Source organism: Pseudomonas californiensis, assembly GCF_021147775.1.
In the GTDB taxonomy this organism is placed as follows: Bacteria; Pseudomonadota; Gammaproteobacteria; order Pseudomonadales; family Pseudomonadaceae; genus Aquipseudomonas; species Aquipseudomonas californiensis.
The window spans coordinates 1-26,074 of sequence record NZ_JAGTPK010000018.1; the positions used below are offsets into that span (position 1 = coordinate 1).

23 protein-coding genes and 1 pseudogene are annotated in these 26,074 nt (G+C 57.7%); 11 read left to right on the top strand and 13 right to left on the bottom strand.

The genetic code is table 11. The features are described 5' to 3' along the window. Together KDX37_RS29555 and KDX37_RS17870 are read left to right on the top strand one after the other, a co-directional pair. Positions 1–769 (top strand): annotated as a pseudogene (locus KDX37_RS29555) (hypothetical protein); the annotation flags it as partial. A 602-nt stretch (positions 770–1,371) separates the two neighbouring features. Further along, positions 1,372–2,274 carry a hypothetical protein gene (locus KDX37_RS17870; RefSeq protein WP_231654136.1) on the top strand — a complete coding sequence of 301 codons (903 nt, stop codon included), beginning with the start codon at positions 1,372–1,374 and terminating at the stop codon, positions 2,272–2,274. A gap of 87 nt (positions 2,275–2,361) precedes the next feature. On the opposite strand, the gene KDX37_RS17875 is transcribed toward KDX37_RS17870, so the two are convergent. After that, a complete protein-coding gene (locus KDX37_RS17875) occupies positions 2,362–3,360 on the bottom strand; it encodes an alpha/beta fold hydrolase (protein ID WP_231654041.1) in 999 nt (332 codons plus the stop codon). Positions 3,361–3,618: 258 nt separating this feature from the next. Between KDX37_RS17875 and KDX37_RS17880 the strand changes: the two genes are divergently transcribed. Further along, a complete protein-coding gene (locus tag KDX37_RS17880) occupies positions 3,619–4,548 on the top strand; it encodes a LysR substrate-binding domain-containing protein (protein WP_231654042.1) in 930 nt (309 codons plus the stop codon). Here the strand turns inward: KDX37_RS17880 and pstB are convergent, their stop codons facing one another. The 4 genes from pstB to pstS form a co-directional block, all read right to left on the bottom strand. Beyond that, entirely contained in the window at positions 4,549–5,328 is a 780-nt protein-coding gene (gene pstB, locus KDX37_RS17885) for a phosphate ABC transporter ATP-binding protein PstB (RefSeq protein ID WP_002553918.1), read from the bottom strand. After that, complete coding sequence (pstA, locus tag KDX37_RS17890; protein WP_231654043.1) at positions 5,328–6,212, bottom strand: phosphate ABC transporter permease PstA; 885 nt, start codon at positions 6,210–6,212, stop codon at positions 5,328–5,330. The genes pstB and pstA overlap by 1 nt, the downstream gene beginning before the upstream one ends. Continuing rightward, positions 6,209–7,204 carry a phosphate ABC transporter permease subunit PstC gene (gene pstC, locus KDX37_RS17895; protein WP_231654044.1) on the bottom strand — a complete coding sequence of 332 codons (996 nt, stop codon included), beginning with the start codon at positions 7,202–7,204 and terminating at the stop codon, positions 6,209–6,211. Before pstC ends, pstA begins: the two co-directional genes overlap by 4 nt. 83 nt (positions 7,205–7,287) lie before the next feature. After that, entirely contained in the window at positions 7,288–8,307 is a 1,020-nt protein-coding gene (gene pstS, locus KDX37_RS17900; protein WP_231654045.1) for a phosphate ABC transporter substrate-binding protein PstS, read from the bottom strand. 526 nt (positions 8,308–8,833) lie between these two features. On the opposite strand from pstS, the gene KDX37_RS17905 reads away from it, so the two are divergent. Together KDX37_RS17905 and KDX37_RS17910 are read left to right on the top strand one after the other, a co-directional pair. Then, positions 8,834–9,121, top strand: coding sequence for a hypothetical protein (locus KDX37_RS17905; RefSeq protein ID WP_231654046.1), 288 nt, complete (start codon positions 8,834–8,836; stop codon positions 9,119–9,121). 125 nt (positions 9,122–9,246) lie between these two features. After that, a complete protein-coding gene (locus KDX37_RS17910; RefSeq protein ID WP_231654047.1) occupies positions 9,247–9,561 on the top strand; it encodes a hypothetical protein in 315 nt (104 codons plus the stop codon). Positions 9,562–9,680: 119 nt separating this feature from the next. Here the strand turns inward: KDX37_RS17910 and KDX37_RS17915 are convergent, their stop codons facing one another. Further along, positions 9,681–11,369, bottom strand: a complete 1,689-nt coding sequence (locus KDX37_RS17915) for a VRR-NUC domain-containing protein (protein WP_231654048.1) — start codon at positions 11,367–11,369, stop codon at positions 9,681–9,683. Between the two features lie 172 nt (positions 11,370–11,541). On the opposite strand from KDX37_RS17915, the gene KDX37_RS17920 reads away from it, so the two are divergent. Further along, the gene (locus KDX37_RS17920) at positions 11,542–12,039 is read left to right on the top strand and encodes a nucleoside 2-deoxyribosyltransferase (protein WP_231654049.1); all 498 of its coding nucleotides are present in this window, start codon (positions 11,542–11,544) and stop codon (positions 12,037–12,039) included. 33 nt (positions 12,040–12,072) lie between these two features. Here the strand turns inward: KDX37_RS17920 and KDX37_RS17925 are convergent, their stop codons facing one another. Continuing rightward, a complete protein-coding gene (locus tag KDX37_RS17925) occupies positions 12,073–12,303 on the bottom strand; it encodes a hypothetical protein (RefSeq protein WP_231654050.1) in 231 nt (76 codons plus the stop codon). A 107-nt stretch (positions 12,304–12,410) separates the two neighbouring features. Beyond that, positions 12,411–13,313, bottom strand: a complete 903-nt coding sequence (locus tag KDX37_RS17930; protein WP_231654137.1) for a LysR family transcriptional regulator — start codon at positions 13,311–13,313, stop codon at positions 12,411–12,413. Between the two features lie 139 nt (positions 13,314–13,452). Between KDX37_RS17930 and KDX37_RS17935 the strand changes: the two genes are divergently transcribed. Further along, entirely contained in the window at positions 13,453–14,523 is a 1,071-nt protein-coding gene (locus KDX37_RS17935) for an AbrB family transcriptional regulator (RefSeq protein ID WP_231654138.1), read from the top strand. 48 nt (positions 14,524–14,571) lie between these two features. On the opposite strand, the gene KDX37_RS17940 is transcribed toward KDX37_RS17935, so the two are convergent. Further along, complete coding sequence (locus KDX37_RS17940; protein ID WP_231654051.1) at positions 14,572–15,816, bottom strand: D-mannose isomerase; 1,245 nt, start codon at positions 15,814–15,816, stop codon at positions 14,572–14,574. A gap of 128 nt (positions 15,817–15,944) precedes the next feature. Next, on the bottom strand, positions 15,945–17,570 hold the full coding sequence (locus KDX37_RS17945; protein ID WP_231654052.1) for a methyl-accepting chemotaxis protein: 1,626 nt from the start codon (positions 17,568–17,570) through the stop codon (positions 15,945–15,947). A 210-nt stretch (positions 17,571–17,780) separates the two neighbouring features. On the opposite strand from KDX37_RS17945, the gene KDX37_RS17950 reads away from it, so the two are divergent. Further along, positions 17,781–18,263 (top strand): GFA family protein, encoded by a 483-nt coding sequence (locus KDX37_RS17950; RefSeq protein ID WP_231654053.1) that lies wholly within the window; start codon positions 17,781–17,783, stop codon positions 18,261–18,263. 64 nt (positions 18,264–18,327) lie between these two features. Here the strand turns inward: KDX37_RS17950 and KDX37_RS17955 are convergent, their stop codons facing one another. Together KDX37_RS17955 and KDX37_RS17960 are read right to left on the bottom strand one after the other, a co-directional pair. After that, positions 18,328–19,464 carry a glycerate kinase gene (locus tag KDX37_RS17955; protein ID WP_231654054.1) on the bottom strand — a complete coding sequence of 379 codons (1,137 nt, stop codon included), beginning with the start codon at positions 19,462–19,464 and terminating at the stop codon, positions 18,328–18,330. 111 nt (positions 19,465–19,575) lie between these two features. Next, positions 19,576–20,667 carry a sugar diacid recognition domain-containing protein gene (locus KDX37_RS17960; protein WP_231654055.1) on the bottom strand — a complete coding sequence of 364 codons (1,092 nt, stop codon included), beginning with the start codon at positions 20,665–20,667 and terminating at the stop codon, positions 19,576–19,578. Between the two features lie 278 nt (positions 20,668–20,945). Between KDX37_RS17960 and KDX37_RS17965 the strand changes: the two genes are divergently transcribed. After that, positions 20,946–22,037, top strand: coding sequence for an alpha/beta fold hydrolase (locus KDX37_RS17965; protein ID WP_231654139.1), 1,092 nt, complete (start codon positions 20,946–20,948; stop codon positions 22,035–22,037). Positions 22,038–22,060: 23 nt separating this feature from the next. Here KDX37_RS17965 and KDX37_RS17970 read toward each other — a convergent pair whose 3' ends face one another. Continuing rightward, on the bottom strand, positions 22,061–22,774 hold the full coding sequence (locus tag KDX37_RS17970) for a FadR/GntR family transcriptional regulator (protein ID WP_231654056.1): 714 nt from the start codon (positions 22,772–22,774) through the stop codon (positions 22,061–22,063). A 472-nt stretch (positions 22,775–23,246) separates the two neighbouring features. On the opposite strand from KDX37_RS17970, the gene KDX37_RS17975 reads away from it, so the two are divergent. Together KDX37_RS17975 and gudD are read left to right on the top strand one after the other, a co-directional pair. Next, entirely contained in the window at positions 23,247–24,572 is a 1,326-nt protein-coding gene (locus KDX37_RS17975) for an MFS transporter (protein ID WP_231654140.1), read from the top strand. 48 nt (positions 24,573–24,620) lie between these two features. Beyond that, positions 24,621–25,973, top strand: coding sequence for a glucarate dehydratase (gene gudD, locus KDX37_RS17980; RefSeq protein WP_231654057.1), 1,353 nt, complete (start codon positions 24,621–24,623; stop codon positions 25,971–25,973). Positions 25,974–26,074: the final 101 nt, after the last annotated feature.

Below are 26,074 nucleotides of genomic sequence, written 5' to 3' on the forward strand. Positions count from 1 at the left end.
CCTCGACGCGCAGAAGAACAGCGCAGCGTATCGAGTGCTGGGATCCACCGGGTTTTGTCTGGCGGTATTGATGCTGGAGGCTTGGAATGTGAGTTCTGAGGCTGAAGGGTTGGATATGACAACTCGAGATAAAGATCGCATGAGGGCATCCGCAGGCATCATTTCTGCAGTTCTCGATTTGGTCATAGCAACAGAAGCATTAGCCTTCAAACTTTCCGACAACCATTCCAAGATCCTGACTAGGAAGGTCATTCTAGTTTTTTCAGATGAGACCTTGACCAAATGGTTGGGCACAACGATCGGCTCGATATTGACCAAAGAGCTTTCTAGTCGCCTCGTTGCGCAATTGCTGTCAGCAGGTTTTTTAACAGTATTAAATCTTTATGACTCTTGGCACGCTTGGCAATGGAACGATCAAGCGGTGTACGGCTATCTTCTGATGTCTGTAGGAGGACTGTCAGCTGCCCTGAGCTCTGCATTGACTGGAATGCAGTTATTCGCTGGCTTGAACCCAATTGGCTGGGCGGCTTTACTGTTACTTATAAGCGGAGCCGGTTTAATATTCTGGTTAAGCAGTACGCCTTTTGAGTCTTGGCTAGCAAATGGCCCATTTGGTCAAAACAATACTTTAGACAGCCACCTAAAGAGCCCGCCGGAGGCATTATATAGACTCATAGGCCTGCTCGCTGGAATAACTATTACCATCAAAAAAAAACCCAGTTTACGAGCCACATGCCAAATTCGACTTTCGTGCCCAAATACCTTATGAAATACGCAGCGCAAATACAATTATCCGCTTAGAGAGCAGACTACCTGGACTAATTGACAGCTTTGACAGCCTTAACATTCAGACCGAGTGCAGATTGTGCCGGATAATCGAAAGATCGAACAACCAAGGTATCCCATACAGGGCCAGTACCGAGATACCGGAAAAACCGACATCGCCCAAGGCGCAGCGTACTTACGCAAATGCACTTGAACTCTTTTTCTTTACTCCCAACGGCAGCGTCAGAACGTCTGAGTGGAGCACTACCCAACATTTCAGCTGGGCAGTAAGAGCCCAATTCATTTTCACAAGGAGCAAAGAAAATTATTATTTTCCTGCACCCTCTATCAAAGACCCTACGAAGTTTAGTCAGCAGTGGGCAAAGCCTGACTTCTCAGCAGTAAACCAACCCTTCTGGGCCGACGAAATCACTCATAAAAATTTATCCAATGAACAGATCTAAAGCACACACTTACTATGGCGCTCGGGCTTTTGCGCAGGCATATATACCTGCACAAGCCCCATCGCTGCGTCAAAAGTCGTTTGGGTCACTCTCGGTACGTCTGCCGTGGGGCTCAACCCAGAACATAATACCCACTCGACTTATGGAAGAGTTAAAGCCTAGAAGCATGAGGTATCGGAAAACATTAGAAAAACAAAAAGAAATACAAAAAGCGAACCACACCTATGTGCCTGCGCCCTTTGAAGGTATCGAATTCCACAACAAACAGAATCACGAAATTTTCAAGCACGCTCCGCTTCCATTTAGATCGCAATTCTGGGTGGTGATGCTACAACTTGGGTTGATCTCTACCATATTACTTACTCCCCTTACGATGTTGGCACACATGATTTTGCTCTCGAACACGCGTGATTCCTGGCAAGTCGTCACCATCGACATGGTGCTCCATGTATATCCAATATTCGTGGGCATACCCATTTTTTGCTGGCTAATCGGACACATAGTCGTCAACCACTTCCCTCGCATCTGGCTTCGTCCACCCAAAGGCCCATCGTGGGAGCTGAACCGTCGAACAGGCCTGGTGACGATATTCGGCTACAAAAACTTCAAGAAAACGGGTGTGATTGATGAGTTTGTAGCACCGTTCTATGAATTTGACGCCTACATGATCAAAGCAGTGGATCGCCACGGCCCTTCGTATGGGCTGTGGCTTCGCCACCGCTACGAAGATCAGAAGATCAATTTCCACATACTAGTAAGTTCTGATGAATCCAAACAACGCCCTTGTGCCTGGTGGGATTTCTTCCAGAACTACATGGACGTCAGCCTTCCTCTTCCAGACATCCCGCTGTTCGAACCCCATCGGCATCTGGACCCGGTGACCGCGAAATACGACAAGGAAAACGGCCGTAATCCGCGTTACTGGATCGACATGGACGACGACGTATTCAAGGCCGAAGTGAGCGCAATGTGGAAACGCATCTATGACATCAACACGTTCAGACGGGCAAATCTGATGGCTCGGTACGTGACTTATAACGACTGAAAAAAAGCGCCTTGTCGGCCTGTTGCCAGTAGACCAGACGCGGTTCGGCATGCCGAACCGCGTCTCCGTAATAACGCCGTCAGGCCGTTACTGAAGAGCCGAGACCAGTGCTTTGTTGAATCCTGTTGGATCTTCCATTTGGGGGGCGTGCCCCATGCCTTTGAATTCCACCAGTTTGGCGCCCGGAATCATTTCGGTGACCTGCTTGCCAAGCACTTCGTACTTGCCGATTTTGGCTTTTACGTCCGGCGGCGCGATGTCACTGCCGATGGCGGTGGTGTCTTTGTTACCGATCATCAGAACAGTCGGCACTTGCAGGTTGGCGAACTCGTAAAATACCGGCTGAGTGAAGATCATGTCGTAGATCAGTGCCGAGTTCCAGGCAACGATTTTCTGGCCCGGGCCCTTGTTCAGTCCTGCCAGCATATCGACCCACTTGTCGTACTCCGGCTTCCAGCGGCCGTCGTAATAGGTCTTCTTTTCGTACTCGCGAATGCCCTCGGCGGTGGTTTTCAACTCCCGCCCGTACCATTGATCAATGGTCCTGTAAGGCACGCCGAGTGCTTTCCAGTCTTCCAGGCCAATCGGATTGACCATCACCAGCCTGTCGGTCTGTTTGGGGTACATCAGCGCGTAACGGGTGGCCAGCATACCGCCGGTTGAATGGCCCACTACCGACACCTTGTCGATGCCCAGTTTTTCGAGCAGCGCGTGGGTATTCAACGATAGCTGCTGAAAGCTGTACTGGTAGTTTTCAGGCTTGGTAGAGGTGCAAAAACCGATCTGGTCAGGCGTTATGACTCTATAGCCTGCCGCGCTGAGCCCTTTTATCGTGTCTTCCCAGGTTGCAGCGCAGAAGTTCTTGCCATGCATCAGCACGGCGGTACGGCCGTTGGCCTTGCCGGTCGGCGCGACGTCCATGTAGCCCATCTCCAGTGACTTGCCCTGGGACTGGAAGCTGAATTTCTTGAGCGCATGCGGGTAAGTGAAGCCCTCCAGTTGCTGACCGTAACTGGGCGTTTCGGCCAGTGCGGTAAAAGGCAGCGTCAACGTCATCAACATACCGGCAATCTTTGCAGCCCGCATACGGGGCACCTCCTCTAGGGTTCAGGTTGAAGTCTGCGGCTTTTCGGTCGCACGCCGCAGGCCTGCAAGTAGACCCCAATTCGTACCGCAGATTCGCCCTTTTCCTACCTGGAAAAACGTAAGAAGACGTTTCCCGAAGGCCCTCCCAAGCGCCGCCTGACGGGGCAAAATGCTGGACGCCCATGGCCTGGCTTCCCTAGACTGAGCCCTACTGTATGGGCGCCATCCGGGTGATATGTCTGATGCCAAGGAATCACAATGAATCGCAATGAACTGCGCAAGGCTGACATCAATCTGATGGTGGTCTTCGAGACCTTGATGCAAGAGCGTAACGTCACCCGCGCAGCTGAAAAGCTGTTCCTCGGTCAGCCCACCATCAGCGCAGCACTTAGCCGACTCCGCACGCTACTCAACGACCCGCTGTTTATTCGGGTAGGGCATCGCATGGAGCCAACGGCCCGTGCTCATGAGATTCTCAAACATCTGACCCCTGCTCTGGACGCCATGTCCACAGCGCTAAGCCTGTCTACCGATTTCGATCCGTCGGTCAGCAAGATGACCTTTCGCATCGGCATGTCAGATGACGTCGAGTATGGTTTGCTGCCCGCCATGCTCAAGGCCATTCGCAAGGAAGCACCAGGTGTCGTGATCGTAGTCAAGCACGTCGACTACCTCAGTGTTTCCGAGGTGCTGATGTCCGGCAACATTACTGTCGCGATCTGTCTGACCCGAGAATTGCCCGCCAATGCCAAACGCAAGTTGTTGCGCAACATTCAGCCGCGATTGATAAGGGCCGACAAGCCGACAGCGCCCATGACAATAGACGAGTACTGCGCGCGCCCGCATGTAGTGGTTTCGCACGTCGCCAGCGTCAGCAGTTTCGCCGATGAATGGCTGACCGCCGTAGGCCGCAAGCGGCATGTGGTGTTGTCGGTGCCGCAGTTCACCACCCTGCCCGCCTTGATGGCCGGTACCGATATGATTTCCGGGTTGTCTGACTATGTAGCGAGTGCCATGAGTGCGCTGGGGTTGGTGTACGACGAACCCATGCCGTTCACGACACCTGGGCTGGACCTGTCGATGACATGGCTGAGTGTGATGGATAACGACCCTGCCGAGCGATGGCTGCGCAGCAAGATCGAAGAGTATATGGGCGAGCACCGGGAGGCGCCCGCCCTGGCTGGCTGATCAGCCGAAACGACCGGTGATGTAGTCTTCGGTCTGGGTCTTGGAGGGCTTGGTGAAAATGGTGTCGGTGTCGCCATGCTCGATCAGCTCACCCATGAACATGAACGCGGTGTAGTCCGAGCAACGTGCTGCCTGCTGCATGTTGTGCGTCACAATGATCACAGTGAACTGCTCTTTCAGCTCGGTAATCAGCTGTTCGATACGACCGGTAGAGATCGGGTCAAGGGCAGACGTTGGCTCATCGAGTAACAGGACCTGCGGGCGCAGTGCGATGGTGCGAGCGATGCACAGACGCTGTTGCTGACCGCCGGACAGGCCAGTGGCGCTCTGCTTGAGCTTGTCCTTGACCTCGTCCCACAATGCAGCGCCACGCAAGGCCTGCTCGACGCGGTCTTCCATCTCACGACGTGACAGTTTTTCGTGATGTTTGATGGCGTAGGAGATGTTGTCGTAGATAGACATGGGGAACGGCACTGGCTTCTGGAACACCATGCCCACGTGGCTGCGCAGACGGTTCATCGAATAGCCCGGCGCCAGGATATTTTCGCCATTGAGCAGCACTTCGCCGCGCGCTTCCTGTTTCGGGTACATCGCGTAGATACGGTTGAACACACGCAACAGGGTCGACTTGCCACAACCCGATGGACCGATGATCGCGGTAATGCGCTTCTCGGGAATGGTCATGTCGATGGACTTCAGCGACTTCTGGTTGTTATAGAAAAACTCCAGACCGCGCACTTGAATCTTGGTTTTTTCGTTGGCCAGGGAAAGATTGTTCATCAGGACGCCCTATTGCGCAGAAGAATTAAGCGAGAAAGCAGACTCAGTATCAGTACGAACAACGTCATGACCAGCGCACCGGCCCATGCCAGGGAATGCCAGTCTTCGAACGGGCTCATGGCGTACTGGAAGACCACCACCGGAACACTGGCGATCGGTTTGAGCAGATCACTGCTCCAGAACTGGTTGCCGAATGCGGTAAACAACAGCGGCGCGGTTTCGCCGGTGATGCGCGCCAATGCCAGCAGCACACCGGTAACCACACCCGCTTTGGCGGCGCGCAGAACGATTTGCAGGGTCAGCTTCCATTGCGGAACACCCAGTGCCAGCGCAGCTTCGCGCATGGTAGAGGGTTGCAGCTGCATCATTTCATCGGTGGTGCGAACCACTACCGGAATCACCAGCAACGCCAGGGCCAACGCACCGGCCAACGCAGAGAAGCCAACCTGGTGCCCGGTGACTGCGTTGAGCGGCAGCACCACAACGGTGTACACGAACAACCCGAGTACGATCGAGGGCGCCGACAGCAGGATGTCGTTGATGAAGCGCACGGCGTTACCAAGCTTGGTGTAACGGGCGAACTCTGCCAGCCAGATACCGGCCATCAGACCGATCGGCGTACCGATCAACAGGCCGATGCCGGACATCAGCACGCTGCCGTAAAACGCGTTGGCCAGGCCGCCTTCGGTACCAGGCGGCGGAGTCATGCCGGTGAACAACTGCAGGTTCAGGGCGTCGATGCCCTTGATGATGGTGGTCAGCAGAATCCAGACCAGCCACAACAGACCGAATGCCGTGGCGCCGCAACTGAGCACCATCGCCACTTTGTTCTTTAGGTTACGAACCCGGTAAAGGTGCTCGCTGCCTGTCACGTCCTTACTCATAACCCCTCCTTGCGCGACAGTCGCGACAACATCAAACGTGCAAGAGCCAGCACGATGAAAGTGACGACGAACAACAGGAAGCCCAGTGCTATAAGCGCCGAACGGTGCAGATCGGTGTAGGCCTCGTTGAATTCGTTGGCGATGACCGAAGCAATGGAACTGCTTGGCATCATCAGCGACGCCGAGAACTGGTGCGCGTTGCCGAGCACGAAGGTCACTGCCATGGTTTCACCCAGCGCACGACCCAGCCCCAGGAACACACCGCCCACGACGGCCGAACGGGTGTAGGGCAGGACGATGTCCCAGACCACTTCCCAGGTCGTGCCGCCCAATGCGTAGGCCGACTCTTTGAGGGTGGTAGGCACAGTGCGGAAAACTTCCTGCATGACCGAGGTAATGAACGGCGTGATCATGATGGCCAGCACGATACCGGCCGTCAGCATGCCGATACCCAACGGCGGCCCCTGGAACATCGGCCCGACAAGCGGCAGGCTGCCAAGGTTTTCAGTGATCCAGGGTGAAAGGTGTTCTGCCATGAACGGGCCGAACACAAACAGCCCCCACATGCCATAAATGATCGAAGGAATCCCCGCCAGCAGTTCGATGGCCGAGGCGATCGGCATACGCAACCAGGGCGGAGCCACTTCCGTCAAAAAGATCGCGATGCCGAAACTCACCGGAACGGCGATCAGCAACGCCAGAAAAGAGGTAACCAGGGTGCCGTAGATCGGAACCAGAGCGCCAAACTTGCCGGCGTTGACGTCCCACTCGGTACTGGTCAGAAACTCAAACCCGAAAGTTTGAAAGGCCAGACTGCCACCCCAGAGGGTCGACAGGGCAATACAACCCAGCAACGCAAGCACCAGCATCGCCGCCGCCTGCAATGAACGCTTGAACCACAGATCGTGCCGATGATCCCGCTTGGCGCGTTTCTCGCCTTCGGTCTCGACAGTGTTGGCGGTAGCGGACAGATATTGGGTGTTTTCAGTCATGGTGAGTCCACTCGCAAGGAAAAGCCCCTGCCATCCGACCGATATCGCGGTCGATGACAGGGGTGATACAGGCCTTGAATCACTTACTTAGTGAATTCAGTTTTCCAGTAGTTTTCTACGCGATCGACCAGCGATTTCGGCAACGCTACATAGTCCAGGGACTCGGCCTGTTTCTGGCCGTTTTCCAGGGACCACTTGAAGAAGTCAAAAGCTGCCGCGCTTTTCTCTTCGTTCTTGGCTTTCTTGTACATGATGATCCAGGTGGTCGCGGTGATCGGCCATGCACCTTCGCCCGGAGCGTTGGTCATGATCAGGCCGAAGTCCTTGGCGTTTGCCCAGTCAGCAGTGTCAGCAGCAGCCGCGAACGCCTTGGCTGTCGGCTCGATGAACTTGCCAGCAGCGTTTTTAAGCTGGGTGTAAGAAAGCTTGTTGGTTACAGCGTACGAATACTCGACGTAGCCGATCGAACCCTTGATCTGCTTCACGTAGGCAGAAACACCTTCGTTGCCCTTGCCGCCTACGCCCGCTGGCCACTGAACCGTCGAACCGAACTTCAACTTCTCGTTCCACTCAGGGCTGACTTTGCTCAGGTAGTTGGTGAAGTTGTAAGTGGTGCCCGAGCCGTCCGAACGGTGAACAACGGTGATGGCGGTTTCTGGCAGCTTGACGCCTGGGTTAAGCGCGACGATGGCTGGGTCATTCCACTTCTTGATGTCGCCCATGAAGATCTTGGCGATGGCGTCGCCATCCAGCTTCAACTTGCCGCTTTCAATGCCTTCCACGTTGATGATCGGAACAATACCGCCGATCACACTCGGGAACTGGCCAAGACCGGCAGCCTGCAGGTCTTCAGCAGACATCGGGGCGTCGGAAGCGCCGAAGTCAACGGTCGCTGCCTTGATCTGGGCAATGCCGCCACCCGAACCGATGGACTGATAGTTGATGCGGTGCGGGGCAGTCTTGCTGTAGTCCTGGGACCACTTGGAAATAACCGGGAAGACGAAACTCGAACCAGCGCCCGTTACGTCAGTCGCGTGGGCTACACCGCTGAGGCACAGCGAAGCGATCAGAAGCGACAAGCGTTTTTTATTCAGCAGAATCACGTTAATACCTCAGTCCAGGAGATTGTGTGGTGGTCCACTTAAGGAGGCCCGAGGCGGATTTAAAACCTGAAATGTTTCTGTTTAATGACAAACAGTTGAACTGAGGCAGATTCAGCCGTTTTTTGTGGGCTATTTCTTACATCCATCACTCAACCATTTCTCCCAAACCCCAATGTTTACTGGGGCCAATGCCAAGAAACAGGCGAGTAGCCAACTGCCATCTAAACACAGGTGGCGCAGGGCCATCTGCGTTACATAAATGTAAGAATTTGTTCCATGTAAGACTCAGATGAGCCTGCATGCCTACCCTGCTATAACCAAATGACCTGAAAACTAACGCCGCGTCTCTCTTGATGACGCTTTTGTGTCTGGCGCGGATCACCGGTTAACGATGCGCGGATAAATGGGGTGGTATTAATATCTTGCTTCCTCAGCTACCGTTCGTCGGGATCAGCGGCACCTATGGCCACTGGCCAATGACCAACGTGGGTACTTAATCAGTATTCAAAAAAACGGAGTAAGCATCATGATCAAGACCAAACTGACTGCCCTGACACTTGCGGGCCTGATGGCAGTTGCTTCAGGTGCTGCATTTGCCGAGTCGACCACTACCCCTGCCACCCCAATCAACAAGAATGCGATGAAGCTGCCGGGCAGCGACGCCCCGCCGGCTGACCGCAACTCTTCGAACACGCCGGGCGCGCAGACCACCCAACAGAACGGTACCGGTTCGAAGTCGATGACGCATGACAAGAACACTCACGGTCAGTCACATGACAACAGTGGCGTCACCGAAAAACCAAAGACCAACTAAGGGTCTTCGCAGGTAGATCAGCGATACGGGACCAAACGTCTCGTCCGCTGGTCGGACCGACCGCACCTCTGTCTGCAATCACCACCCAATGACTGTTATTTGCACACTCATATGAGGTTTGCACCATGACACGAAATCGAATGCAAAGCCTGACTCTCGCCATGCTGTTGGCCGTTGCCAGCACCAGTGCACTGGCAGGGTCGACTGGCCCGACCAACCCTGCGACTGGCGGCCCTAAAGTGCCAGGCACCGGTCTTGAGAAAAACACCGACGGCACCACTCCAGGCGCTCCTGGAACCAGCCCAGGCGTCAAAGGCATGGACCCTGCTCCTGCCGCGCCGACCGGTAATGAAACTCTGCGAGACAAGAAGCACGAAGCTGGCAAGGCTGGCATGGGTCGCAACACAGACCAGGATGACGACGACGATACCGCGCCTTGAGCCATGGCGTGACCATGAAGTGATCGGCAAGATCGCGAGGCGGTTTGTTCCAGCATCAGCAACGCAGTCAGAGCCAGAACCGCCCCGCAACTGATTCAACTCCCTGGTGAACAGCAAAGTCAGGCTTGAGCCATGACCCCGTTCACTGCTACAGCTTCACCCTCGCCGTCTATTGCCCACTGCACGTAACAAACCTCGACAGGCATACCGTGTTCGGCGCAAAAATCCAGCCAGCGCAGTTGGTTGTCCTGTAGCCGATCACCCGGCCCCTTCACCTCAACCATTCGATAGCGGCGCTCTTCTGGGAAAAACTGGATCAGGTCCGGCATCCCCGTGCGGTTGGCCTTGATGTCCTGCAACAGACGTCGGAACCAGTGGCGCAGATGCTCGGCAGGCAGGCAGTCAAGTGCCTGCTCCAGTAACGGCTCGCTCACTGCGCCCCAGAATACAAAGGGTGACTGAAGGCCGTATTTACTGGAGTAGTGTTGGCGAATGGTGGTCAGGTAGGCGTCTGAATCCAGCTGAGCCAGGCAGTCGTCAAACAGGGGCGCACGGCGCTGGTAGAAGTCCGGGCTGTAGAGGTCGCTCGGCGCGCTGTGAAACGGGTGAAAGAACGCGCCCGGTACCGGCGCGAAGATCGCTGGCCAGCAAAGCAGCCCGAACAATGAATTGATCAATGTGTTCTCGACGTAGTGCACCTCCCCGCCTTCTTCTTGCAACTGAAGACGAATCAGTTGCTCGACGCCAAGGCCCGGCAGTTGCGGCACCTGCAGGTCCAGGCGCGAAACCACGCGCGCTGGCCGCTTGCGCTCGGTGGCCAGTCCCAGTTTACGTTGCAGACGGGGCAGCACTCGTGACAGATGCTGCACCTCGGCATCGCTTTCCGGCGCCAGTCTCGCTTGCTCCAGCAGTACCATGGCTTCGACGTACTCGGCGTTGCGCTCCAGTACCCGGATCTGCCGGGAACGGGCACCGGGATAACTCGATTGGCGATACACCGACAGCGCCAGGGCCCAATCCTGCAAGCGCTCGGCCTGCTGTCCGATACGAAACAGCAACTTGGCGCGGCGCATCTGCAGCCAAGGGTTAAGGCACTCAATGGCTATCGCCCGAGCAGCCAGGTCATGCAGCTCGGTGCTGGTTTCCAGCGCTTCCCGGCATGCGTGCAATTGCACGCAGACATCGATATCGGCGCGCTGACTGATGCCACGCGAATCCAGCGAGAACTCGACTTTTTCGTAACGATAAATACCCAGATCAGCCAGAACGAACTCCGACCACTCTTGGTAGAGGTTGCCGAAATACAGCAGCCGCAAGCGGTCGCATAACGGCATGATCGTCAGACAAAACGCCGCATCTGGCAGCTCTGGATGCCATTCGTCCAAGGGCAAAGCAGACTCATAAAGCGGCTGCAGGCGCTCAAACCACTCGTGTTTACGCTCAGGCCCCTTGACCCGGTGAGCACTGAAGCAGTGGCCAAGCTCGTCCTTGCGCAGCAATTGAAACAGCTCATCGAGCCTGAGCGCAGGCCGGGCGTCGACCCACCCCGATTCAAGCAATGGCAGCACTGCCTGGTGGGGGTCTCCAATTTCTTCATAGCTAAGCTTGCTGGCCCGAAATAACGAACCTTTGCGCATCACCATGCGCACCAGCAAGCCTTGTGAAGAGACGGGCAACCGCGCGAACGCTTCGATAAACGCGTGCTCGGATTCATCCAGCAGATCGTCATAACGCTGGGCGATCCAGCCAAGCACCTGCCGGAAGTTTTCCAGATAGTAAAAAGGATTGTCGAGAGGTGAGGTATTCAAGGCCAACGGTCACACGGCAAATAGGCAGACTGAGCAAGGATACTGTCTATCCGTACAGATTCCAGCCTGAATGTACACTTTACGTCCGTGCGCCGATCAATGGTGCTGTTGGCCCGCAGGCTCTAGACTTGATGGCTGCACTCTGCCCTGAAACCTCGACAGGAGAAACGACATGCACGCGCCACTGGTTTATCTCGCAGGCTTCGATGTATTGCGCAAGGATGCCGTGGACTACGGACACTACCTCAAGGCACTTTGCACGGCCCACGGGCTGGAGGGCCTGTACCCGTTCGACAACGAGGTCCCGCAAGGCCTTGCGCCCCAGGAAACGGCCAGGCTGATCTGCACCATGAACATCGCCATGATCCAGCGCTGCAGTGCCGTGCTCGCCAACCTGAATGTGTTTCGCGGATTGGAGCCAGACTCGGGAACTGCCTTTGAGATCGGCATGGCAGTGGCGCTCAACAAACCGGTGTGGGCCTATTTCGAGCCAGCGACCTCACTGCGCGAACTGGTTCCACACGACATCGACGGCTTCGATCCTGAAGGTTTTCTGGTCGAGGACTTCCAACTGCCGCGCAACCTGATGCTGGCCTGCACATGGGCCGGGACCAGCTCCACCGTCGAACTGGGCGCCGAGGCTCTGGCTCGGCATCTGAAGGGAGACTGAGCCGGCTCTGCAGTTCTGCGCCAGCCACGTCGATCAACCCAGCGTTGATGAGCCGATGTCGCTCGTCAGTGTTGGATCAAGCTTGTCCGCGTCGACGAAGTCATCCAGTCCGAGGATGTCGAGATCCAGATAGGCTTCCGGGTCGCGGTCCTCATCGGCATCGGAGTCATTGAGGGGCGACTGGTCACCGCCAGACAAGTGCGTATGACACTGAAGATGTTGCGTCCGGCTGGCAGTAGACTCAAAAAGTAGCGATATTTGCATGAAGGAGGCTCCTGTGGCGTTCATCAAGACCGGACACATTCCGCGTGCCCACTGACTCAAGGCTAACTCAGCCCGGTATAAAAGCGAGCAGGTTCAGTCGCAAAAACCTAGGCCCACACCAGAAAGTCGCCGCCGTTGTCTCGCAACATCTGCACCATGCCCTGCGCCGCTGGCGACAGATAACCACCACTGCGTAGCGTCACACCGACCGTGCGCTTCATGGTGGTCTGTTCGAGCGGGACTTCGCGCAGATGCTGCATGGTCTTGCCGAACTCCAGAGACTCGCGCGCCACGAAGCTCAGCAGGTTGCTCTGAGCGATCAATCCCGGCAGCAGCGATATCGAATTGGCCTCGATCTGTACCGTAGGCAAGGGCAACCCATGCGCGGCGAAGGTCGCGTCCAGCCATTTGCGGGAGGACACGCTGACGGGCGGCAGCACCCAGCGATAGGCGCACAGGTCGCTCATCTGCAGCGGCGTGTTGAAGATGGGGTGCTGTTTGCTGGCGATCACGACCGCCTCGTCCTCCAGTACAGCAAAACTGGTGACGCCTTCGCTGTCCGGCGCAAGCCCGCAGATAATCATGTCCAGTTGCCCGGAACGCAGCGACTCCCGAAGCAGGTCGTCCTGGCCGATCACCAGCTTGAAGGTGACATCAGGGGTGCGCTGCAGCAACGCCGAGGTGAGCTTGGGCATAAGGTATTCAGCCATCGTGGCAGCGCAACCCACCCTGATGTTGCCCACCATGCCGCTGGCAAAATCACGTACTTCTCGCTGAGTCTGGGCGATGCTTTGCTGCAGTTCTTTACCGCGAGCCTGAAGCAACTCACCCACCGGCGTCAGCTTGATACGCCGCCCATCGCGCTGAAAAAGACGCGTGCCAAACGACTCCTCCAGGCGCTGAATACTTTTGGTCAGGGCTGGCTGGCTGCGGTTGAGCTTTTGCGCAGCTCTTCCGAGATGACCGAGTTCGGCGATGGTTTCAAAGTAGTTCAGGTCACGCAGGTCCATATTCATCAACCAAAGTTATCAATTCATGATTATTAGAAAATAGACTTGATGGGTTTCGATGTCGATAATTAATGGCATCCGATTCGGCCTGCTGGCCGAAGCAATATCCGGGAGAACCTCCTTGTCTCGTGTTTCAAGCATGTCGCTCACCACCCTTCCCCCCCTCGCCCAGTGGGCCGCACTGATTGTGATCGCCGGTACCGCTGGGCAACTTCTCAAACTGCTCAACATGCCCGCCGCACTTTTTCTGGGGCCGATGCTGGTTGCGATCGGCTTCGGTGTTTCGGGGGCGACGATCCGCATGAACAAGCGAGCCTTTCAACTCGGTCAAGGCACAGTAGGCGTGTTGATCGCTCACGCCATGTCAGTGAGCGTTCTGCTGACCGCGTTGCAGTCCTGGCACGTCATGCTGCTGGCCACATTGCTGACGGTAATATTAAGCGCTGCGGTCGGGCTGATGCTGGTGCGCTTTGCGGGTATCCCGAGCAACACAGCGGCCTGGGGCACATCGCCCGGTGCGGCCTCGGCAATGGTCGCCATGTCGGAGGACTACGGCGCCGACTCGCGGATCGTCGCGACCATGCAGTATGTACGAGTGGTCTGTGTGGTCGTGATCGGTGCGCTGGTCAGTCATTTCATCGGCTCCACGGGCAGCGGCGCCGAAGTGCACAGCCAGGATGCGCTGAACGAGAGCCTGAGCATCCCTGATCTGGCGCTCAGCCTGGCAGTGATCGTGGTGGGCGTTGTGTTGGGGGCGCGGCTTCCGGCAGGTGCATTGCTGGTGCCGTTATTGCTGGGTGGCGCGTTACAACTGAGCGGTCTGTTGCAGATCACCATACCCGACTGGTTGTTGCCGCTGGGCTACGGTGCCATTGGCTGCTATGTGGGCCTGCGCTTTGACCGGCCAACCGTGTTGTATGTCTGGAAAAGGCTGCCGATGATGATTCTGGCATCGCTGCTGCTGATCGTGCTCTGCGCACTGTCTGCCGGGTTGATCGCGCTGCTGATGGACAAGGACTACCTCTCGGTTTATCTCGCCACTAGCCCCGGCGGGCTTGATACCATGGCAATCATTGCCATTGATACTCACGCCGATGTCGGTTTCGTGCTGGCGATGCAGACCCTGCGCCTGTTTGGCGTGATCCTGACCGGCAGCTTCCTGGCCCGGCAGATTATCCGCCTGACCGACAAAAGCGTGCCGTCACACTAAGCCTCGACGCACATCAGGAACTCGCCCTTGAATAAGGGCAAGTCTGCTTCAGCCCATATCAGCCAAGCCACTCGCCAGGCTTACATCCAGCGGCAGCACCGGCAGCAGGGTCGCCTGGTAGGCGTGATACAAGTCCGGTTTACCCGGCCAGATATCCTCGCTGGGTACGTTGTGTTCATTCAACTCGTGTCGCCAGCTGCCATGTTCATGGTCGATGAACAGGGTCTCGTTGAACTCCCAGAAGCAGCGGTACCAGTCTTCGTATTGCTGCTCGCCAGTACGCTGCAATAGCGAGGCGGCCGCCGCAGCGGCTTCGCAGTGGGTCCAGTGCAGACGATGACGAACCACCGGGTTGTTCTCCCAGTCGAGCGTGTAGACGATACCCGGCGCACCATCGACGTCCCAGCCAAACCGGCAGGCATTGGCGAACAACTGCCGGGCATCATCCAGTAGCCAGGACGGGCTGGAGCGACCTGCCCGACGGCGCGCCGCTTCGAGGTGCAGCACCAGACGCGCCCACTCGAACGCATGCCCGGGGGTCGTGCCAAACGGACGAAACCCGTCGGCCGGGTTTTCGCGGTTGTAATCGGGCAGCGGTTGCCAGTCCTGCGTAAAGTGCTCGACGACCTGAAACTGATTGGCCCCGGCATGCTGATGAATGACCCGCTCGACAATGCTCAACGCCCGATCGAGCCACTGCGCATCGCCGGTCACGTCCGCCAGGGCGAGAAACGCTTCGGTACTGTGCATGTTGCTGTTGGCGCCCCGATAGGACTCTTCACCGCTCCAGTCACGGGCAAAGGATTCGCGCATGGCGTTTTCCTGCTCGCTCCAGAAGTGGCCTTGAATGACCTGGATCACATCAGACAGCAGCGCCTGCGCGCCAGGTCGGCCAGCGACCACGGCTGAACTCGCCGCCAGCGCGACGAAGGCATGCAGGTAGGCTTGTTTGTCTGTACTGCCACCGTCTTCCAGTGCGGCGCTGAACCAGCCGCCGTGCTCTATGTCGCGCAGCGGGCCGCTGAGCGCTTCGATGCCGTGGTCGACCAGCGCGGCGCAGCCTGGAATACCCTGTATATGAGCCATGGCGAAACAATGGGTCATGCGCGCGGTGTTCATGGTTTCGGCGGTTGCACCCACCATGAGACGACCGTAATCGTCGAGGCTGCCAAAACCGTTTTGCAGTTTGGCCGCTTTGGCGAAGGTCAACAGACGCCTGCCCTCCTGAGCCAGCCACTGATGGTGTGAGGGCGAGCGCAGCCAACTGCTGAAGGGTTGCTTTTTATTGTCCATGACGTGATGCCGCCTCCATCGATAAGGAGTTTATCCAGTCTGTATCGGAGGTCATTCCGACCGGGGGCAATAATGCGCGCCCGGTCGGTCAACGGCAAGCGAACCCAAGCGCTATTGACGAGCGTTATTCAGACTTGAAAGCGTGCCACTACCTGGTTCAGATCAGCCGCCAGACGAGACAATTCATGGCTGGATGCGCTGATCTGGTTGGCGCCCTGGGTCGATTGCATGGACAGATCACGAATGTTGACGATATTGCGGTCGACTTCGCGTGACACTTGCGCCTGTTCTTCTGCGGCGCTTGCGATCACCAGGTTGCGTTCGGAAATCTGATTGATCGACGAGGTGATTTCATTCAGCGATTCGCCTGCGCCCTTGGCCAGCGACAAGGTGGAGGTCGCACGGTCACGGCTGGTGGTCATCGACTCCAGCGCCTGAGCCGAACCCGTGCGCATGGCCCCGACCATCGAGTCGATCTCAAGCGTCGACTGTTGGGTACGGTGCGCCAGTGCGCGCACCTCATCGGCCACCACTGCAAAGCCCCGGCCCGATTCACCCGCACGTGCAGCCTCGATGGCAGCGTTGAGGGCCAGCAGGTTGGTCTGCTCGGCAATCGAGCGGATCACGTCCAGCACTTTGCCAATGTCCTGCGAACGGTCAGCCAGGTTCTGCACCAGCGCAGACGTTGCCTGGACGTTGTCGGTCAGTGTCTGGATCGATTCAACGGTTTCAATCACGCGAGCAGCACCGGCTTTTGCCGACGAGCTGGAATGATTGGATGCATCGGACGTGGACACCGCGTTGCGCGCAACTTCTTCCACCGCCGAAGTCATCTCGTTGATAGCCGTAGCTGCCTGGTCGATTTCGGCGTTCTGCTGGTGCAGACCACGGTAGCTGTCTTCGGTGACCGAATTGAGCTCGGTGGCCGCCGAGGCCAGTTGGGTCGCGGAGCTGCCAATGTGGCGCATGGCATCACGCAGGTTGCCCTGCATCAGTTCCAGTGCGCGCAACAGACGAGTGACTTCATCCTCGCCATCCACTTCAATGCGGTGAGTCAGGTCGCCCTGAGCCACGTGCTCGGCGGCGGTAACGGCGCGCTGCAACGGACGCACGATGCTGCGCGTGAGCCACCAGGCCAGGCCGATGGTTGCCAGCGCAGCGAGAATCACGAAAATCATTACGATACTGCGCGAGTTGTAATACTGAGTTTCTGCAGCCTTGCCCTCGGCGTCGACCTGAGTAACGTAGAAATCAGCCAGATCACTGAGTTGTTTACCGGAACCGTCGACGATCTGCTTCATGTCAGCCAGCAGCAGTTTGTTCAGACCAGCGCTGTCTTTCTGGGCAGCAAGCACGAAAGAACGGTCCAGGGCATTGCGATATTGGCCCATGGTCACGAGAAACTGATCGGCCAGAACTTTTTCCTGAGGGGTGTCGACAAACGTATTGAGCACTTCCAGTTTTTTACTCAGGTCGCCAAGGCGTACGTCCATCTGTCCACGATAGGTCGCAATGTTCGCGGGATCAGGGTCCAGGGCCATGCGCAGGGAAATGGTGCGAATGCGCAGCATGATTTCCCGGACGTCATTGACCACTCGCATGCTCGGTAACCAGTTGGTCTCGACGGCCACTTCGCTCTGGCGAATGGCCGACATCTGTACCAACGCGAACCAGCCCAATAATGCCACCAGCAGAGAAATCAAGGTAAAACCCAATCCCGCACGACGGGCAATAGTGAGTTTGCGTAAATTCATGGCCAAGGCTCTTTTATAGTTGGAGTGCAGTGCCGACAGTTGTCAGACAACCCTCAGCGTATCGACATTGTCCAACAATTCTTTAGGCGCTTTCTTCTCGACCTTCCGCCCGTCGTGATTGCGACCCGCTGATATGCGTAAAACCCGCCACTGACTTGTCTACACCTGCATTGCACACGTATCAGGCTTGCACAGCCGTGGAGGTTTGCCATGCATCTGGAAGGTTCCTGTCATTGCGGCGCCGTTGAGTTCAGCCTCACCAGCGCGCACCCCTGTCCCTATCAACGCTGCTATTGCTCGATCTGTCGCAAGACTCAGGGCTCCGGCGGCTACGCCATCAACCTGAGCGGCGATGCCAGGAGCATGAAGGTCAACGGTCGGGAAAACATCTCTATCTATCACGCGAAAATGCGCAAAGACCACCATGTCGACATCAGCAGCGCCGAGCGGCATTTCTGCAAACACTGCGGCAGCGGTCTGTGGTTGTTCAGCCCGGACTGGCCGGAGCTGATTCATCCGTTCGCCTCGGCCATTGATACGCCGCTGCCCACCGCGCCCGAGCACACTCACATGTTGCTGGACTCGAAAGCGTCATGGGTGGAAGTGGACAAACGCGAAGGGGATCAGCAGTACGACGGTTTCCCTGAAGAGTCGATTGCCGACTGGCATGAACGGCTGAGGTTGGTGCGCTGACCCAGCTCGTGTTCGCGGGCGGATAACCCGCCCGTGAACAGTGGATGAGTAATCCGGGACCGGCTCAGCGTGCCGCCAGTTGCCAGACCCGCGCCACGTCCCGTGCCCGATCATGTAACAGTTGGCTGGCGTTGCGGCAGGCCTGATCAAGGTTCATCGGGCCACTGGTCAGCGCAAAAGCGGCGCTGATGCCATGTTGATACAACTGCTCGTAACCCTCACCGAGCGTCCCGGCGAGCACAATGACCGGGACGCCTTGACGTTGCGCTACCCGCGCAACACCCAGCGGCGTTTTACCGCGCAAGGTCTGGGCGTCGAAGCGCCCTTCTCCGGTGATCACAAGGTCTGCGCCAACCAAGGCTTGTTCCAGACCGGTCAGGTCGGCGACCACCTCGACGCCCGCCCGGAACGAAGCATTCAGATAAGCTTTCGCCGCAAAGCCCATGCCGCCCGCCGCGCCACTGCCCGGGCTGTCACGCAAATCGCGTCCTAGCGTTCGTGCAGAGTGATCGGCGAAATGCCCCAATGCGGCATCAAGCGTCAGCACCTGGTCGGGCGATGCGCCTTTTTGCGGGCCGAAGATATGAGAGGCTCCATTGGGACCGCACAACGGGTTATCGACATCGGCAGCGATTTCTACCCTGGCGTCCGCCAGTCGTGGATCAAACCCGCTCAGGTCAATACGCGCCAGATTGGCCAGTGCCAGGCCGCCGGGCGGCAATGGCTGCCCGTCGGCATCCAGAAAGCGCGCGCCCAATGCTGACAGCATGCCGCTGCCTGCATCGTTGGTCGCGCTGCCGCCGATTGCCAGAATGACCCGCTGCGCACCCGCGTCCAGTGCAGCGAGTATAAGTTGCCCCGTGCCTTCGGTGCTGGTCAGGCAGGCATCGCGCTGTTCAAGGGTAAGCAGTTGCAAACCGCTGGCCATGGCCATTTCGATGATTGCCGTTCGGCTGGGGGCCAGCCAGCCCCAGTGGGCCTGAACAGCAACGCCCAGCGGCCCGCTGACATGTGCTGTCATCAATTGTCCGTCACACGCATCGAGCAACGCTTCGATAGTGCCTTCACCGCCGTCGGCCATAGGGCACTTGACCAGCTCGGCATCAGGCCAGACTTCAGCAAGCCCCGTCGCGATGGCATCGGCAACTGCCTGAGCGCTCAGGCTGTCTTTGAAAGAATCGGGGGCGATGACTATTTTCATTGTTGTTCTCCATATCCGATACCGGATGTTCTCATCCCGCACCGGCTTTGCCGCCTGCCCTTCGCACAATGTTTGGTTCGGGTTATCGGGCATTTGAACAAAAACAGTCGGTCAACCGGAACGCGCCAGCATCTGCACGCCGAGGTACAAGCGCAGCAGATCGTCGGTCTTGTACGGATCGCACCCTGTCAATTGCGCAACCTTTTCCAGCCGATAGCGCAGGCTGTTGCGGTGGATGCCCAGTGCCTCGGCACAGGCCTGACTTTCGCCGCTGTAGTCGAACCATTTGCACAGCGTGTCGAGCAATTGGGCGTTGTTGTGCAAACGGCCAACGGGCTCGGCGACTTCTGCGGCGAGCCAGTCATGACGGTAACGCCAGAAAAGCACTGGCAAACGGAACGTCGCCAGGCGCAGCAGCTTTTGCTCGGGGCGGGCCTGACTGGCGTAATCCAGCAGATCCCGTGCCGCTGCACAGGCGTGGCGCAGCGCAGGCAGGTCCGCCGATTGCTCGACAGTGGCCATGCGCATTACGGGCCAGCCATTCTCCACGAACTGTTTGAGCAACTGCGTATCGTCGCGCTCCTTGCCGACCGCACGGCACCAATACAACAGCGTTGGCTCACGCAGCACGCACCAGCTATCGGCGTAGCGCGCATTCAACCAGACGGCAATCTGGCTGACCGCGACGGCTTGCACATCAAGCTGGATCAGCACCACCTGACGCGGCAACTGCGGTTGCAGCCCGAGCTGTCGCGCTTCCTCAACAAGACTGTCCGGGCAGTCTGACAACAGCAAGCGAGCCAGAAGGTCTTCGCTGCGCTGTAGACGCCATTGCCGATCTGCCTGCTGGCGCCGGTGCTCCATCAGCATCTCGGCGGTCATTTTCACCAGTTCGCCATAGACCCTGACTTCGTCCGGCTCACCCGTAATGCCGAGCACACCCACCAGTTGGTGATCGAGCATCAGCGGCAGATTGACTCCAGGCTTGACGCCGCCCAGGCGCAATGCGGCCTGCGAATCGATCTCCACCACCCTGCTGTCGGCCAGGACCAGCTGCGCGCCTTCGTGGCGGGTGCACAAACGCTCGGGATCACCGCTGCCAATGATGATGCCCAGATAATCCATGACATTGACGTTGTAAGGGAGAATGGCCATCGCGCGGTCGACGATGTCCTGAGCCAGTGCCCGGTCAAGTGCGAACATCGAAGCCTCCCGGCGCAGCGAAAGACGTGGAAAAGGTCGGCATGCGGATACATTTTGTTGAAGTTATTGAGCGTCCGAGTGTGCCTGAAAGTGGTAGTCAGTGCGATGCGCGTCGCACATTGCTCGCTTGCGACGGTCCCACACCGTAGAGGTGAAGTGGGTGGATGCCTGCATGATCGCTTACTCAGCCGCTCCATCAGCCAACAAGGCCTTTGAACTTGATCAGATCGCGACTCGCCAGCCTGCTTTCATTGTTGACCCTGCAAGCCTGCACCTCGATGGCCGAGGGTGAAAAACCCGAAAACAGCTTCGAGATTTACCGTCAACAGACGGTAGCCATGATGCGCGAAAAGCGCGCCTTTCAGACGCCGGACACTGAAACCGAACTGGGCTGGAACGCACCACGACAGTGGAACCCGAGCGGCGCCGTCAAAGGGGGCGTTCTGCTGGTGCACGGCCTTGGGGATTCGCCGTGGTCATTCAACGACGTGGGCCAGCGGCTGGCCGATCAGGGGTTTCTGGTCAGGACAGTGTTGCTGCCCGGTCACGGTACCCGGCCTGAGGATATGCTCGACGTCCGCCTGGAAGAGTGGCAACGCGTGGTGCGCGAGCAGGCGCAATTGCTCAGTCGCGAGGTGCCCGAAGTCTATCTGGGCGGCTTTTCGACCGGTGCCAATCTGGTGCTGGATTACGCCTACCAACACGACGACATTGCCGGGCTGCTGCTGTTCTCGCCGGCCTTTCGCTCCGACAGCATTTACGCATGGCTGACGCCGTGGATCGGCTGGGCTCGTCCATGGCTGGCCGCACCCAATGACGGTCTGCGCCCGATGCAGACCCCTGTGCGCTACATGAATATGCCCACCAACGGTTTCGCCCAGTTCTATCGCAGCAGCGTGCTGGCCCAGGACCGGCTGAGTGAGCGCAAATACGAAAAGCCGGTGTTTGTCGCCATCGCTCGGCACGACTCAGTAGTGGACACGGCTTACGTGCTGGAAAATTTCCAACAGCGCTTCAGCCATCCGGCCAGCCGATTGATCTGGTACGGCGACCTGCCGGCCAAAGCTGCCGATAACGCGCGTATCGAGGTGCGCAAGGACTATCTGCCTGAATACCGTATCAGCCGCTTTTCGCACATGGGCCTTTTGTTTGCGCCCGGCAATCCGCTGTACGGCGTGGCAGGCAGCCAGCGCATCTGCTGGAACGGCCAGTCGACTCCGGACACGGCAAAATGCATGGCTGGCGAGCCGGTATGGTATTCAGACTGGGGCTACAACGAGCCGGGCAAGATCCATGCACGACTGACCTTCAACCCCTACTTCGAATGGCAGACGCAGGTCATGCTGGGCGTCATGGGCCAGGCGCAATAAAGCGCGGCTGCCGAACGCGCGGATTATTCGAGCGGCACCAGTCGCTCCCGGCTGTTGCTCAAGTGGGTCCACATGGCTGCACGTGCAGCGTCCGGATCCTTGCGACGGATAGCGCTGAGCAGGGCCTCGTGTTCCAGATTGGCCAGATAACCGTGATGCGCGAGGTTATTGCCGGCCCGCTCGCTCGAAGCGATGCGGCTGCGCGGAATGACCGCGCTGCCCAGATGCTGCATGATCTCCAGAAAATACGGATTGCCCGTGGCTTCTGCGATCAGCATGTGGAAGCGCTTGTCGGCCTCGACGCAGCTGTCTTCGTTGGCCAGCAGGTCCTGATAGTCATCCAGCGCCTGGCGCATCGCCGCCAGTTGCTCATCAGTCCGGCGCACCGCAGCCAGCGCGACCGCCTGGGTTTCCAGGCCAATACGCAGTTCGATGATGTCACGCACCCGCGAGACGGTTTCGACCTTCAGCCGCAGGCCTGTCTGGTCGCGACGCTCCAGCACGAATGTACCGATGCCATGCCGGGTCGCCACCAGCCCTGAGGCCTGCAGCTTGGAAATGGCCTCACGCACCACTGTCCTGCTGACACCGTGCTCCCGGACGATCTCGTTTTCCGAAGGCAGCTTCTGGCCCGGTGCAATCTTGCCCAACAGAATACGCTGACTCAACTCCGTCACCAGGTCCGTGGCGAGGCTGTGCCGGCGGAGTTTCGGCGCTGCGCTGTCGGGTGTCTGCATGGGGTGGCCGTCCTGAGGTTCAACTTGTCTGAATACGCGGCGCTTTGGTGCCGCGACGGCGCGATCATAGCACTGGAGCCGCAGCAGGCCTGCGTTGGGCAAGCCAACAACTTGTCCAGCTTGTAATACAAGTTGTTTTGGATCGTCAATCGCCGGCTCGAACCACAGTGTTTTTTTCGATGCTGCACTGAGAAAGGAATCCCCCGAAGAACCGGTTCAGCACGAACGAAATTTCTTATATTCCCTTTATAAAACAGATAAATGGGATCATTTCCAGGTATTCGCTCCGGGCCACCAACCGCGACGCCTTTTGTCGTACGCCGCAAAAAAAGACCTTTTTGGCGCATATCAAAGGGCTTGCGCGGACCTTTTTTACTTGTATGATGACCGACAATGCGAGGGACACACCTCGCTCATACCCGCATAAAAACAACGAGTGGGAGTTCCAATTGTGAGCACATCCAGTTCCGGGATGGCGAACGGCGCAGATTCGGTTTTGAGTTCAGCCGTTTCCAAAGTCAAACGTCATGTCCTGCCGCTTTTCGTCATCATGTTTATCGTCAACTACATCGACCGGGTGAACATCGGCTTCGTGCGCTCGCACATGGAGCACGACCTGGGCATCGGGGCGGCTGCTTATGGCCTGGGTGCCGGGTTGTTCTTCATCGGCTATGCACTGTTTGAAGTACCGTCCAACATCCTTCTGCAGAAAGTCGGCGCACGTATCTGGCTGACACGCATCATGCTGACCTGGGGTCTGGTGGCCGCCTGCATGGCGTTCATCCAGAACGAAACCCACTTCTATATCCTGCGTTTTCTGCTCGGCGTCGCCGAAGCTGGCTTCTTCCCCGGTGTGATCTACTACTTCACTCGCTGGCTACCGGGCGTAGAGCGTGGCAAAGCCATCGCCATCTTCCTCAGTGGCTCGGCCATCGCGTCGCTGATCTCGGGTCCGCTGTCGGGGTTGCTGCTGCAAATCACAGGCTTTGGTTTGAAAGGCTGGCAGTGGATGTACTTCATCGAAGGCATGTTTTCGGTCGGCCTGTGCTTCTTCGTCTGGTTCTGGCTGGACTCCAAACCACACGATGCCAAATGGCTGACCCGCGAAGAACAGGATGCCCTGGTCAATGCCATTGATGCCGAACAGGCTGCACGTGAAGCGGCAACGCCGGTCAAGGCGTCCATTGGCCAGTTGCTCAAGGACAGCCAGATCATTCTGTTTTGCCTGATCTACTTCTTTATTCAACTGACGATCTACGCAGCAACGTTCTGGTTGCCCAGCATCATCCGGAAGATGGGCAGCATGACCGACTTCGAAGTCGGCATGTTCAACTCGATCCCTTGGCTGCTGTCGATCATCGGCATGTACGCATTCGCCTCGCTTTCGGCCAAATGGAAACGCCAACAGGCGTGGGTGGCCGTCGCTCTGCTGATCGCTGCCGCCGGGATGTTCATGTCCACCACCGGCAGCCCGATCTTCGCCTTCGTGGCTATCTGTTTCGCGGCACTGGGCTTCAAATCGGCCTCCTCGCTGTTCTGGCCTATTCCGCAGGCGTATCTGGACGCACGCATCGCCGCTGCGGTGATCGCGCTGATCAATTCGGTGGGCAACCTCGGCGGCTTCGTGGCGCCCACCACGTTCGGCCTGCTTGAAGAACACACCGGCTCGATTCAGGGCGGCCTGTATGGGCTGACGGCCACGTCAATCCTCGCTGCGATCATCGTCTTCGCCGCCCGCAATAAGCCCAAACCCGGCGCGACACCTGTGGCTGCTGTGCAAACGCTAGCCGCCCACTGACCCACGCCCGTTAAATTTTTTTCAAGGCTATTTTTGAAGGATCTGATCATGAATACTCAGCACTCCAACATCACCGGCAAGGCCCCGATCATCACTGAAATGCAGGTGGTTCCGGTCGCTGGCCATGACGACATGCTGCTTAACCTGAGCGGCGCACACGGCCCCTACTTCACCCGCAATATCGTGATACTCAAGGACAACGCCGGTCACACCGGCGTCGGTGAGGTGCCCGGCGGCGATCTGATTCGTCAGACCCTGGAAGACGCGCGCTCGCTGGTTGTGGGTAGCAGCATCGGTACGTACCAGAGCATCCTGAACCAGGTGCGCAAAGCGTTTGCCGAGCGCGACTCGGGCGGCCGTGGCCAGCAGACCTTCGACCTGCGCATCACCATTCACGCCGTCACTGCACTGGAAGCTGCGCTGCTCGACCTGCTCGGCCAGCACCTGGACGTTCCCGTCGCCGCGCTGCTCGGCGAGGGTCAGCAACGCGATCAGGTCGAAATGCTCGGTTACCTGTTCTATGTCGGCGATCAGGGCAAGACCAACCTGCCCTATCGCCGTGAACCGGATGCCGACAACGACTGGTTTCGCGTGCGCCATGAGGTCGCGCTGACACCCGAAGCCGTGGTCCGTCTGGCCGAAGCAGCTCATCAGCGCTACGGCTTTCAAGACTTCAAGCTGAAAGGCGGTGTGCTGTCAGGTGATGACGAGATACAGGCCGTTACCGCATTGGCGGAGCGCTTTCCCGAGGCCCGCATCACACTGGATCCCAATGGAGCCTGGTCTTTGAAAGAAGCCATTCGTCTGTGCCGTGACCAGCACCATGTGCTGGCCTACGCCGAAGACCCGTGTGGCGCAGAAAACGGTTTCTCCGGTCGGGAAGTGATGGCCGAATTCCGTCGAGCCACAGGCCTGAAAACCGCCACCAACATGATCGCCACCGACTGGCGTGAAATGGGTCATGCCATTCAGTTGCAATCCGTGGACATCCCATTGGCCGACCCCCACTTCTGGACCATGCAGGGCTCGGTGCGCGTCGCACAGATGTGCAACGAGTGGGGCCTGACCTGGGGTTCGCATTCCAACAACCATTTCGACATCTCGCTGGCAATGTTTACCCATGTCGCGGCTGCCGCACCGGGCAACATTACGGCCATCGACACCCACTGGATCTGGCAGGACGGCCAGCGCCTCACCAAAGCACCGTTGCAGATTGTCGGTGGCAAGGTCGCGGTGCCGAAGAAACCGGGGCTGGGCGTAGAACTGGACACCGATCAATTGGCCAAGGCCCACGAGCTCTACAAAGGCATGGGCCTCGGGGCGCGTAACGATGCCGTCGCCATGCAATTTCTGATTTCAGACTGGAAGTTCAACAACAAGCAGCCTTGCCTGGTGCGTTGAGTCTGCAGTCGACAACATTGAACACTCGCCACACCGTTGGCACACGGCGCACAACCCCCTTGTGCGCCGTTTTTTCAAAGCGCATCAGGGCATGCTACTGT